This is a genomic window from Devosia sp. 2618, from assembly GCF_040546815.1.
Lineage (GTDB): Bacteria > Pseudomonadota > Alphaproteobacteria > Rhizobiales > Devosiaceae > Devosia.
In genome coordinates this window covers 1561195-1573709 of record NZ_JBEPOO010000001.1, presented here as the reverse complement: position 1 = coordinate 1573709, position 12515 = coordinate 1561195, and the positions used below count along the sequence as shown (strand labels likewise).

The following is a 12515-nucleotide window of genomic DNA, read 5'->3' as shown; positions in this document are numbered from 1 at the left end:
TTCCGTGCCATAAATCTGTGAAAATACTTGGCCAAATGGCCAGTCGGAGACGCCTTCATGACTGAGTTGCTGTCGATCATTCTTGCGGCCGGCGAAGGCACCCGCATGAAGTCGGCTTTGCCCAAGGTTCTTCACCCCGTCGGAGGTCTGCCCGTCGTCAGCCACGTTCTGCGTACCGTGCTTGCCTCGGGCTCCCAGGTCGCAGTGGTGGTCGGGCCTAATCACGATGCGGTAGAGGCTGCGGTCCATTCGTGGGCGCCCGGCGCACCAATCGCGCGCCAACATGAGCGCCTGGGCACCGGCCATGCCGTGCTGCAAGCCAAAGCCAGCTATGATGCCGCCAGCGGCCACGTGATAGTGCTTTATGCAGATACACCGCTGGTAACGGCCCAGACACTCGCCGAAATCGTGGCGCGCCTCGACGGCGGCGCCGACATGGTGGTGTTGGGATTCCGTCCCAAGGACCCGACTGGCTACGGCCGACTTTTAACAAAAGATGGCCGCGTATACGCCATTCGTGAGCACAAGGACGCGAGCGAGGAAGAGCGCAAAATTGGCCTCTGCAATTCCGGCATTCTTGGATTTCGCGGCGACACACTGCGCTCGGTCATCGAGCGGATCGGCAATAGCAATGCCAAGGGCGAATACTATCTGACCGACGCCGTCGAGCTGGCGGCAGGCGACGGCAAACGGATCGACTATATCGAGGTCAACGCCAATGAATTGATCGGCGTCGACGACCGCAGCAAGCTGGCACAGGCCGAGGCGACCTTTCAGGAACTGCGCCGCGACGACTTCATGAAGGCCGGGGTGACGCTCAAGGACCCCAAGAGCGTCTGGTTCTCCTATGACACGCAGATCGCGCGCGATGTGACCATCGAGCCCAATGTGGTGTTCGGGCCAGGGGTGACCATCGAAGAGGGCGCGGTCATTCACGCGTTCAGCCATATCGAAGGCGCCCATATTGGACGAAACGCCTCCATCGGGCCGTTTGCCCGGCTGCGGCCGGCGGCCAATATAGGCGCCGATGCCAAGGTCGGCAATTTCGTCGAAATCAAGAAAGCCGATATCGGGGTGGGGGCCAAGGTAAGCCACTTGAGCTATGTCGGAGACGCCACGATCGGCGCTAACGTCAATATCGGCGCGGGCGTGATCACGGTGAACTATGACGGGTTCAACAAATACCAGACCGTCGTCGGCGACGGTGCATTCATCGGTTCGAACTCGTCGCTGGTGGCACCGGTGAACGTGGGCGCAGGCGGCTTTGTGGTGACTGGAAGCGTCATCACCGAGGATGTCGAGGCCGACGCCATGGCGTTTGCCCGCAGCCGGCAGACCAATAAACCCGGTCGCGCCAAGGAATTTTTCGAGCAGGCCAAAGCCAAGAAACTCGCCTCCAAGCAGGCCAAGAAGGTCTAACATCATGTGCGGTATCGTCGGTATTGTCGGAACTGAGCCCGTTGCCGGGCGCCTCGTGGATGCGCTGAAACGCCTCGAATATCGCGGCTATGACAGCGCGGGCGTGGCAACGCTCGATGGTGGTGCCATCGCGCGTCGCCGGGCCGAGGGCAAGCTGGGCAACCTGGCGCAGAAGCTGAGTTTTGAACCGCTCGGCGGTCAGGTTGGCATCGGCCACACCCGCTGGGCGACGCACGGCGCGCCAACCGAACTCAATGCGCACCCTCATGCGACCGACCGCGTGGCCGTGGTGCACAACGGCATCATCGAGAACTACCGCGAAATGCTGGCTGATTTGGCCAAGGACGGCTACCTGCCCAAAACGCAGACCGATACGGAATCGGTGGCGCTCTGGGTGTCGCGCGAACTGGCCAATGGCGCCGATCCCGAACTGGCCGTTGCCCGCACGCTGAAAAAGCTCAAGGGTGCATTTGCCCTGGCGTTCCTGTTCAAGGGCGAAGAGGGCCTGCTGATCGCCGCGCGCCACGGTGCGCCGCTCGCCATCGGCTACGGCACGACCGAAATGTATCTCGGCTCCGACGCCATGGCGCTGGCGCCGTTCACCTCGCGCCTGACCTATCTCGAAGATGGCGACTGGGCGGTGATCACGCCGGCTGGCGTCACCATCCGCGACGGCAAGGACGCCATCGTGCAGCGCGAGCAGCAGGTGTCGCACGCTTCAGCGCTACTCGTCGACAAAGGCAACCATCGCCATTTCATGGCCAAGGAAATTTACGAACAGCCCGAAACCATTTCGCACACGCTGAGCCACTATGTGGATATGGGCGCCGAAAAGGTCGCCATTCGCGAAAACCTGCCGTTTGATTTCGCCGATCTCAGCCGCTTGACCATCAGCGCCTGCGGCACGGCCTATCTGGCAGGCGCCGTGGCCAAATACTGGTTCGAGCGCTATGCGCGGCTGCCTGTCGATATCGATGTGGCGTCTGAATTCCGCTACCGCGAGCCGCCGCTTGAAAAGGGCGGGCTGTCGCTATTCATTTCGCAGTCCGGCGAAACCGCCGACACACTGGCGGCGCTGCGCTATTGCGCCAGCCAGGGCCAGCACGTCGCCTCGCTGGTCAACACGCTGGAATCGACCATTGCGCGCGAATCCAATGTGGTGTTCCCGATCCTCTGCGGACCAGAAATCGGCGTTGCCTCCACCAAGGCGCTGACCGCGCAGCTGACCGCTTTGGCCAGTCTGGCGATTGCCGCCGGTCGGGCGCGTGGCGTACTGAGCGCTGAGCAGGAGACCGAATTTGTTCGCTCGCTGGTCGGCCTCCCGACCGCAGTCTCGGCGGCTTTGGCAACCGAAGGTCAGATCGTTGACATCGCCAAGCGCCTGTCCAAAGCCAAGGACGTGCTCTATCTCGGCCGTGGCCCGATGTTCCCCATCGCCATGGAAGGCGCACTCAAGCTCAAGGAAATCAGCTATATCCACGCCGAGGGCTATGCCGCTGGCGAGCTCAAGCATGGGCCGATCGCGCTGGTCGACGAAGACATGCCGGTGATCGTCGTCGCGCCATCGGACGAGCTGGTCGACAAGACGCTGAGCAACATGCAGGAAGTGGCGGCCCGTGGCGGCAAGATCATTCTGATCACCGATGCCGAAGGCGCCGAAACCGTGGGCCATGGCGTGGCGGACATTATCGTGATCCCGCATGTGTCGAGCTTCGTCGCGCCGATCCTGGCGTGTATTCCGGTGCAGTTGTTGGCGTATCACACGGCAGTGTTCATGGGCACGGACGTCGACCAGCCGCGGAATTTGGCGAAGTCGGTGACGGTGGAGTAGGGCTCTGTGCTACGCCCTCGTGGTTCGAGGCTCGCGAAAAGCTCGCACCTCACCATGAGGGCTACCGTCGGCTTGATGTTCCAGTAGTCCTCATGGTGAGGTGCTTTGCATAGCAAAGCCTCGAACCACGAGGGCGTGGCGTTACCCCGCCCGGATCAGCGGAATCGCCAGATCTTTCCGGAACAGATAGAGCAGCGTCCGCGCTGCTTCACCTTCCGGTCCCGCCAGCCCCGGATTGCGCGCCAACAGTTCCTTGGCCTCGTCATGCGCGAAATCGAGTAGATGCCGATGCACGTCCGGAACGGCCAGCCGGTATCCCGGCATGCCGGACTGGCGCGTACCCAGCACGTCGCCCTGACCGCGTAGCTCAAGATCGCGCTCGGCGATGACGAAGCCGTCTTCGGTCGATTTGATGGTATCGAGCCGCGCTTTGGCGGTTTCGCTCAGTGGGTCTTTGTAGAGCAGCAAGCAGGCCGAGCGAACCGAGCCACGGCCGACGCGGCCGCGCAACTGATGCAGCTGGGCCAGACCAAAGCGTTCGGCATGTTCGATGATCATGATCGAGGCATTGGGCACGTCGACGCCGACTTCAATCACGGTCGTGGCCACCAGCAGCTTCAACTCATTGGCTGAAAAGCGCTGCATGACAGCCTGCTTGGCGGCGGCGCTCATGCGGCCATGCACCAGCGCGACCTTGTCGCCGAACACCTTTTGCAGTTCGGCAAAACGATCTTCGGCGGCCATGACGTCGAGATGCTCGCTCTCCTCGACCAAAGGGCAAACCCAGAACGCTTGCGCCCCTTCGTCCAGCCGCGCTCGCAGGCGGGCGATGACACGGTCATAGTCGCCGATGGAGAGCACGGCCGTATCGATCGGCTGACGCCCGCGCGGCTTTTCGCGCAGCACGCTGACGGCCATGTCGCCGAAGTGGGTGAGGACCAGCGTGCGCGGGATCGGCGTGGCGGTCATCACCAGCAGATCGGTGTGCTTGCCCTTGTCGGATAGCGCCAGACGCTGGTGCACGCCGAAGCGGTGCTGTTCGTCGACCACGGTGAGGCCCAGATTGTGGAATTCGACGCCCGACTGGAACAGGGCATGGGTGCCCACGACGATATCGGTTTCGCCACTTGCGATGGACGCCAGCTTTGCGCGGCGTTCGGCGGCGCCCATCTTGCCGGTCAGTAGCTCGCATCCGAGGCCGACCGCGTCGCAGAGTGGCTTGAGTGTCTTGTAGTGCTGCGTGGCGAGGATTTCCGTCGGCGCCATGATGGCTGACTGCGCGCCGCCTTCGGCAATCGCCGCCATGGCCATCAGAGCCACAACGGTCTTGCCGGCGCCGACATCGCCTTGCAGCAATCGTGACATGCGGTCGGGCGAAGCCAGGTCGGCGCGAATTTCGTCGACAGCCTGTTGCTGGCCTTGGGTCAGTGAGAATGGTAGCGCCTCCGTTACACGTTGCGTGACTTCGCCAGTGAACTGGCGTGCAATACCGCGCGCGGCGACCATGGTGGAGCGGATCAACTGCAGGGTGATTTGCCCGGCGAGATACTCGTCATAGGCCAGCCGCATGCGGGCAGGGGCCCACAACTCGGCCTCGGCGGGATTGGTCGGAAAATGCACCACGCGCATCGCGTCGGCAAAGCTGGGCCATTTGCGCTCCGCCATTGTGGCCGGCGCGACCCATTCAGGCAGTTCGGGCACGCTATCGACCACCTGCCGCACCAGCTTGGCCAACGCCTTGGAACTCAGCCCCTGCGTCAGCGGATAGACCGGCTCGACCAGCGGCAGTGTGGCGAAGCGCTCCGGCTCGACAATATAGTCGGGATGGGTGATCTGCTTTTCGCCGTTGAAGAAGTCGATCTTGCCGGAAACGAAACGTTCCTCGCCAACCGGCAACGCCTTTTCCACCCAACCACCCTGGGCGCGGAAAAACACCAGCTGCACATCGCCAGTATCGTCATGGGCAAAGACGCGATGAGGGATATGCAGCTTGCCGCGCGGCGGCGGCAGGTGGCGGTCGACGTGAAGTTTCAGCGTCACGATCTGGTTGAGATAGGCCTCGGCAATGCCAACCTGGCGGCGTCGGTCGACCACACCGGACGGCATATGCATCAGGATATCGAGCGCAATCGCTTCCTGCCCATCCGGCGCCCCGAAAAACCGGGTCAACAGCACAGCCAGCTTGTCGCCGACACCCTTGATGGAATGCAGCGAGGCAAACAGCGGCGATAGGGCTTCGGGACGGGGCAGGGCGATTCTCCTTGGGAGGAAAATGCCACAAGTGATCTTCTGCAAGAACCCTCACCGAATGAGCTGGTGATACGAAATGCACATCGTGCCACGCCCGCGTGGTTCGATACGGATTCGAGGGCTGACAATCTCGGTTAATCCGCGTAAACAAGCGTCCAAAGCGAGAACAAACGCGGGATCATGGTGCGTCAAATGACTGCCGGTGAAGATATTTCCATGCGCCGCAAGAAGTTGCGGTATCGGGCTTGGCACCGTGGGACCAAGGAGATGGACCTCATTCTGGGGCCGTTTGCTGACGCCAATATCCATGACTATGACCAGGCCCAGCTTGATCGGCTCGAAGCGTTGATGAGCGAAGAAGATCCGCCATTGCTGACCTGGGTGATGGGGCAGGAGGAGCCACCGGCCCATGTCGACCGGGTGTTTCTTGCCGAGGTGATTGCAGACCATCAGGCCCGGTTGGCAAAATGAACGAGATCGTCGCGCAGCGTCCAACCCGCACCATCGCCAATGTGCCCGATGGCATGCAGCCAATGGTGCTGGCGCGCCTCGTGCAGCAGCGCATCGAGGCTGCCCCGGACGATGCGGCGAGTGTTGTGTTCGTGGCGCGCGACGGTCGTCGCCTGCAGCGCATGGCCGATATTCTGACGGCCATGCTGCCGGGGCACACTGTGCTGACGTTGCCCGCCTGGGACTGCCTGCCTTACGATCGCGTCTCCCCCAACAACGTCACCATTGCCGCGCGGATGAACACGTTGGCGGCGCTGACCAGCGGCGGCAAGGGCGCTGTCGTTCTGACCGCGGTCAACGCGCTGATCCAGAGATTGCCGCCACGCGATGTGGTGGAAACCATGTCGTTTTCGGCGGTGACCAGCCGCGTGGTCGACAGCAACAAGCTGATCAGCTGGGCGTCCAATAACGGCTATCTGCGCGTGCCGACGGTGCGCGAAAGCGGCGAATATGCCGTGCGCGGCGGTCTGGTCGATCTGTTCCCGGCCAGCGCCGAAGCACCGTTGCGCTTTGATTTCTTCGGCAGCCAGCTCGAATCCATCCGCACTTTTGATCCCGACAGCCAGCGCACCACAGGCACGCTGAAGCGCGTTGACCTGACGCCAATGAGCGAAGTGGTGCTGACCGACGAAACCATCAAGCGGTTTCGGCAGAATTACACGGCGACCTTCGGCGGCAATACCGTCGATGACACCCTCTATGCCTCGGTCAGTGGCGGTTCGCGCTATTCGGGCACCGAGCACTGGCTGCCGTTTTTCTACGATCACATGGATACGCTGGCGAGCTATGTCGGCGATGCACCATTCGTGTTCGACGAGCAGGCCAGCGAGGCCTATGCCGACCGCGTTGCGCAGATCCGCGATTACTACGACGCGCGTGAAGCCGCGCGGCTGCTGCCGGTCGTCGCTGGTTCCGGCGCGCCCTACAAGCCGATCAAGCCTGACCTGCTCTATGCCGTCGACCAGCATCCCTATGCACTGGCTGGCGCATCCGTGGTGCAACTGACGCAGTTCCTGTCGCCCGAGACCAAGGCGTCGGATGACGCGGGTGGGCACATCGCCCCCAGCTTTGCCGCTGAACGGCAGGCGACCGACACCAATCTGTTCCAGTCCGTTGTCGATCGACTGCTCGCCGAACGCCGCAATGGCCGTCGCGCCGTGGTCGCCTGCTGGAGCACGGGCACCCGTGACCGCATGGTGCAGGTGCTCAAAGACCATGGCCTCACCAATCCGCGCCTCGCCGAAAACTGGCGCGACGCGGAAACCACAAGCGCCGCGACCACCTCGCTGGTCGTGCTGCCGCTCGAAACCGGCTTTGAAACCAAGGACCTGCTGGTCCTTTCGGAGCAGGATATTCTGGGCGAACGCATCCTGCGACCGCAGCGCAAGAAGAAGGCCAGCGACGCGCTGACCGAAGCGGCGAGCCTCGCTGCCGGCGATCTGGTGGTCCACGTCGATCACGGTATCGGACGCTTCCTCGGCCTCAAGGTGATCCAGGCCGGTGGCGCACCGCATGAATGCGTCGAGCTCGAATATGGTGGCGACACCAAGCTCTATCTGCCGGTCGAAAACATCGAATTGCTGACCCGCTATGGCTCGGACGATGGTCACGTGACCCTCGACAAGCTGGGCGGCGTCGCCTGGCAAGCCAAGAAGGGCAAGCTCAAGCAGCGAATCCGCGAAATGGCGGAGCAGCTCATCAAGATCGCGGCGGCGCGCCTGCTTACCAAAGCGGACGTGGTCGAGATCAATCCGGGCGCCTATGACGAATTCGCCGCGCGCTTCCCCTATGAGGAAACCGAAGACCAGATGGCCGCTATCGAAGCGGTGTTCGATGACGTGACCTCGGGCCGCGTCATGGATCGTCTGGTCTGTGGTGACGTGGGCTTCGGCAAGACCGAAGTTGCGCTGCGCGCGGCCTTTGCCGTGGCACTCAGCGGCAAGCAGGTGGCAGTCGTCGTGCCAACGACGCTCTTGTCGCGTCAGCACTTCAAGACCTTCTCCGAGCGCTTTAACGGACTGCCGGTGCGCGTCCGTCAGGCCTCGCGCATGGTCGGTTCGGCCGAGCTCAAGGCGACCAAAGAAGGTCTGGCCGATGGTCAGGTCGATATCGTCGTCGGCACCCATGCCCTCCTGTCCAAGACCATCAAGTTCAAAGACCTTGGCATGGTGATCGTGGACGAAGAGCAGCACTTCGGCGTTGGCCACAAGGAGCGCCTCAAGGAGCTCAAGGCTAATGTGCACGTTCTGACGCTGACCGCGACACCGATCCCGCGCACGCTGCAGCTGGCGCTGACCGGCGTGCGGGACCTGTCGCTGCTGGCAACGCCGCCCGTCGACCGTCTGGCGATTCGCACATTCATTTCGCCCTTCGATGCGCTGTCGGTGCGCGAGGCGCTGCTGCGCGAAAAGTATCGCGGCGGGCAGAGCTTTTATGTCGTGCCGCGCATCAAAGATCAGCACGAGATCGCCGAGTTCCTCAAGGCGCAGGTGCCCGAGGTGTCCTATGTCGTCGCCAATGGCCAGATGGCGCCGGGCGAACTCGACGACATCATGAATGCCTTCTACGACAACAAGTTCGACGTGCTGGTGGCCACCACCATCGTCGAATCAGGTCTCGACATTCCAAATGCCAACACGCTGATCGTACATCGGGCCGATCATTTCGGCCTGGCGCAGCTCTATCAGATCCGTGGTCGTATCGGCCGCGCCAAGGCGCGTGCCTATGCGCTGTTCACGGTGCCTGCTGACAGAAAATTGACCGACACGGCCGAACGGCGCCTCGGCGTGCTGCAATCGCTCGAAAGCCTCGGCGCCGGTTTCCAGCTGGCCAGCCACGATCTTGATATTCGCGGGGCAGGGAACCTGCTCGGCGACGAGCAGTCCGGCCATATCCGTGAAGTCGGATTCGAGCTGTATCAGGCCATGCTTGAAGAGGCCGTGGCCAACCTCAAGAATGGCGAAGAGGACTACGAGGACAAGAACGAGTGGAGCCCGCAAATCTCGCTGGGCATGCCGGTGATGATCCCCGAGCACTACGTTCCCGACCTGCAATTGCGCATGCAACTGTACCGCCGACTGGGCGATTTGACCGATATCCGGGATATTGACGCCGCTGGCGCCGAGCTGATCGACCGCTTCGGCCCGCTGCCGGAAGAGGTCGAAGCGCTGCTCAAGGTGATCCTCGTCAAGGCGCTATGCCGCCAGGCCAATGTCGAAAAAGTCGATGCTGGTCCAAAGGGTGCGGTCATTTCGCTGCGCCACAACGAGTTCCCCAATCCGGCCGCTCTGGTGCGCATGGTCAGCGATCCGGCGAGCCAGGTTCGCATCAAACCCGATCAGAAACTCGTGTTCGCCCGCAACTGGCCGACGCCGAATGATCGGCTCAAGGGCGCAGCCGCAATCCTGTCACGCCTAGCAAAACTGGCAGAAAATGCCGCTTGAGGCCCTGCCGATAACCCTGTCTTGCCATAATCCTTTGGCAAGGTCTGTCGGTCATGTTATTGCCCGAATTCAGCACTTGAAGGGCAGTTCAGTTTTGAAGGTGGCGCTAGGCCACCGGGACCGCCAAAGAAGCCAAGGAAATTCTATGAAGTTCAGGAAACCCCTCGTCGCCGGATTTGCGGTGGCCGCGCTCATGCTGTCCCCTCTCACGGCCTTCGCTCAGGAAGCAGCACCTGCAGCAGCTCCTGCTGTTGAAGCACCCGCTGCTGCCGCGCCAGCCGCTGGTGCAGCTCCGGCCATACCCGGTGTTGCCAGCAACAATTGGCTCAAGGTCTGCGATCCGCTTCCAGATGGCCAGAAGGCCTGCATCATGCGCCAGGTCGTTCTGGCAAATGGCCAGTTCCTCGGCTCTTTCCTGCTGCGTGACGATCCAGGCCAGGAAAGCCGCCTGCTGGCCGTTGCTGCCGTGCCACTCGGCGTGCTGCTGCCGTTCGGCCTGACCTGGCAGATCGATGGCGCCAAGCCAGTGCGCGTTCCCTACATGCTGTGCGACCCAACGTCGTGCGCAACTCAGCTCGTGATCAATGAGCAGTATGTCAATTCGCTCAAGCGTGGTGGCGTGCTCAAGCTGACCGCCAAGAACCGCCAGAATCAGGATCTGACCATCGAGATCACTCTCGCTGGGTTCACCGCCACCTATGATGGCGAAGCTGCGCTGACCTTCGACCAGTTCCGTCAGGAAACTTCGGGCGAAAACGCCCTTGAGCAGGTTCTGCAGGATCGCGCTGAAGAACTCCGTCGCCAGCTCGATGGTGGCGCTGCTGCCCCGGCTGCCGGTGAAACGCCAGCTGCACCTGCTGCGCAGTAAGCGGCGACCAAAAATTGATACGAAAAAGGCGCGGGAGACCGCGCCTTTTTTGTTGTCTGCGTTCTAGCGTTCACCCATGCCGACCGCAAAAGCTCGCCGCCGCAAAGCAGGGGCGAGCTTGAGTGCCCAGAGCCCACTAGCACGCAAAGCCTGCGTCGGGATCATCTCGGCGAGTAGTGACCGAAACAGCGTGTCCACGACGCCGCCCGTGCGCACCAGATCGGCAGCGCGCCGCGCAGAATAGTCCTGGCTGACCTTGACGGCCCAGTCATCGGCACGACGATCAGCTACGGCGAGCGCTGCCGCCAGATCGGCCACATCGCGAAGGCCGAGATTAAGCCCCTGCGCCCCAATGGGCGGGAAGGCGTGTGCCGCTTCACCAACCAGCACCACGCCATCGACACCGGCGCGATCAACGCTGAGCGTGCTGAGCGGAAACACATGGGCGGGTGTTGCCAGCGCTATGTTGCCGAACAGGCGCTGAGATTTCTCAGCAAAGATTTTGAGCAGAGCGTCCGGCCCGCCAGCCTGTGCAGCTGTCAAAACGGCACGATCATCGATCCAAACCAGATTGGCGCGATTGCCGCCCGCCGGAACCAGCGTGAAGGGGCCCTGCGGATAGTGGAACTCAATCGACGCGCCACCGATGGGCCGCCCCAGATCGAGATCACAGACGAGAGCAGCCTGTGAGAACGCCGTTTCGCGCGCGTGGATACCGGCCGCACCACGGATGAGCGACTTCTTGCCGTCCGCGCCGACGATCAAAGGCGCGCGCAGGGTGGTACCATCTGTCAGCGTGACCGTGTGTTCGGCATTCAATGCCGTAACACCGAGGTTGCGGGTTTCAAGATTCGGTAGTTCCGCTGCGACGGTGTGAAAGCGTTCCAGCAGCTTGGTATTGGCAAAGTTCCAGCCGAAGGCCGCGAGGCCAACCTCTTTGGAATCAAACAGTGTTTCTGGCGCACGGATCAGGCGGTTGGTCGCGTCAATGATGCGGATCTGCGTCAGCGCGTGACCGATCTCGGCCGGATCATCGATCAGGCCGGCGCCCGACAGATAGTCGACGCTCGGCATCATCAGCGCTGAGGTGCGCCGATCCGGTGGCCCGGCTGGCGCCAGATGAATAGTCTTGAGGCCCGCCTTGGCGACGGCAATCGCCGCCGCAACGCCAGCCAGTCCGCCGCCAACAACAATGGCGTCTGCGTCGTATGAAATCATTGTGCATTCGCCAGTTTGGCCGAGCTGCCGCTCGGAATGATCAGGCTGCCAGCCGCCGAACCGATGAACATGGCAATGAGGAATATCCAGAGATTGTCCGGCATGAAAGCGATCAGCGAGATGGCGGGGCCGGGGCAAATCCCGGCCATGCCCCAACCAATGCCGAACAAGGCCGCGCCGCCAATCAGCCTCGCATCGATGACCTTGGACTGTGGCTCATGAAAGCGTGTGTCGAACAGCGGTGCAGCGCGACGGCGGCTGAACTGTACCACGATAAACATGACGATAATCGCGGGCCCGATGACAAAAGCTAGGCTCGGGTCCCAGCCGCCCGTGGGGATGGCGCCAAAATCGAGAAAGCGCAGCACCTTGAAGGCATCGACCATCTGCGAAACGTAGAGCCCGGTGCCAAACAGCGCGCCGCTGACGGCGGCCGTGGCGAGATAGGGGAGCTTGAGGTTGTCCATCACACCACCCCCGTTACGGCAACGGTGAGGATCGCGACGCCGAAAAACACGATGACAGCCACCAACGACCGCAAGGACAGCCGCGCCAGCCCGCACACGCCGTGCCCGGAGGTGCAGCCATTGCCAATTCGGGTGCCGAGCCCGGTCAGCAGGCCAGCAATGGCCAGCCAGACTGGGGTGGAAATGCCCCAGGCGGCCGGGGCTTCGACCAGCTGCGCTGGTTCGTCGCCGCCTGCGCCAAGGCCCGGAAACAGCTTTGCCGCAACAAAGGTCGCAGCGACCAGCGCCACTAGAAACACCACCCGCCAAACGGCGGAGCGCATAGGTGGCAGCACATTGCCGAAAATGCCGGATATACCAGCGATGCGACCATTGCCGAGCCACAGCACGGCGGCGGCAAGGCCAATGAGGCTGCCACCGATGGCGGCAGAAAGTGGCGTGAACGATTCCATGTGAACACTCGGCGTTGTTGTGGCACGAGAATACCACCCCGCCATCGCTCGAAGCCA

Annotated in this window: 9 protein-coding genes; 5 read left to right on the top strand and 4 right to left on the bottom strand. The window is 62.3% G+C overall.

Translation table 11 applies throughout. The features are described 5' to 3' along the window. Nucleotides 1-57: 57 nt before the first annotated feature. Entirely contained in the window at nucleotides 58-1419 is a 1362-nt protein-coding gene (gene glmU / locus ABIE28_RS07840) for a bifunctional UDP-N-acetylglucosamine diphosphorylase/glucosamine-1-phosphate N-acetyltransferase GlmU (RefSeq protein ID WP_354061685.1), read from the top strand. 4 nt (nucleotides 1420-1423) lie between these two features. Next, nucleotides 1424-3250: a glutamine--fructose-6-phosphate transaminase (isomerizing) gene (gene glmS / locus ABIE28_RS07835; protein WP_354061683.1), complete on the top strand. Its 1827-nt coding sequence runs from the start codon at nucleotides 1424-1426 to the stop codon at nucleotides 3248-3250. A gap of 141 nt (nucleotides 3251-3391) precedes the next feature. On the opposite strand, the gene recG is transcribed toward glmS, so the two are convergent. Continuing rightward, nucleotides 3392-5545, bottom strand: coding sequence for an ATP-dependent DNA helicase RecG (gene recG, locus ABIE28_RS07830; protein ID WP_354061682.1), 2154 nt, complete (start codon nucleotides 5543-5545; stop codon nucleotides 3392-3394). A gap of 147 nt (nucleotides 5546-5692) precedes the next feature. On the opposite strand from recG, the gene ABIE28_RS07825 reads away from it, so the two are divergent. The 3 genes from ABIE28_RS07825 to ABIE28_RS07815 all read left to right on the top strand — a co-directional run bounded on the left by ABIE28_RS07825 (nucleotide 5693) and on the right by ABIE28_RS07815 (nucleotide 10321). Further along, nucleotides 5693-5971 carry an FAD assembly factor SdhE gene (locus ABIE28_RS07825; RefSeq protein WP_354061681.1) on the top strand — a complete coding sequence of 93 codons (279 nt, stop codon included), beginning with the start codon at nucleotides 5693-5695 and terminating at the stop codon, nucleotides 5969-5971. Beyond that, nucleotides 5968-9453 carry a transcription-repair coupling factor gene (gene mfd, locus ABIE28_RS07820; protein WP_354061679.1) on the top strand — a complete coding sequence of 1162 codons (3486 nt, stop codon included), beginning with the start codon at nucleotides 5968-5970 and terminating at the stop codon, nucleotides 9451-9453. The genes ABIE28_RS07825 and mfd overlap by 4 nt, the downstream gene beginning before the upstream one ends. 145 nt (nucleotides 9454-9598) lie before the next feature. Beyond that, nucleotides 9599-10321: an invasion associated locus B family protein gene (locus ABIE28_RS07815; RefSeq protein ID WP_354061677.1), complete on the top strand. Its 723-nt coding sequence runs from the start codon at nucleotides 9599-9601 to the stop codon at nucleotides 10319-10321. 63 nt (nucleotides 10322-10384) lie between these two features. Here the strand turns inward: ABIE28_RS07815 and ABIE28_RS07810 are convergent, their stop codons facing one another. From ABIE28_RS07810 to ABIE28_RS07800, 3 genes are read right to left on the bottom strand one after another with little or no spacing between them, the layout of a single operon-like run. Beyond that, nucleotides 10385-11539, bottom strand: a complete 1155-nt coding sequence (locus ABIE28_RS07810) for an FAD-dependent monooxygenase (protein WP_354061675.1) — start codon at nucleotides 11537-11539, stop codon at nucleotides 10385-10387. Continuing rightward, nucleotides 11536-12006, bottom strand: a complete 471-nt coding sequence (locus tag ABIE28_RS07805; protein WP_354061673.1) for a DUF6691 family protein — start codon at nucleotides 12004-12006, stop codon at nucleotides 11536-11538. The genes ABIE28_RS07810 and ABIE28_RS07805 overlap by 4 nt, the downstream gene beginning before the upstream one ends. After that, nucleotides 12006-12458, bottom strand: coding sequence for a YeeE/YedE family protein (locus ABIE28_RS07800; protein WP_354061671.1), 453 nt, complete (start codon nucleotides 12456-12458; stop codon nucleotides 12006-12008). The genes ABIE28_RS07805 and ABIE28_RS07800 overlap by 1 nt, the downstream gene beginning before the upstream one ends. Between the last annotated feature and the right edge of the window lie 57 nt (nucleotides 12459-12515).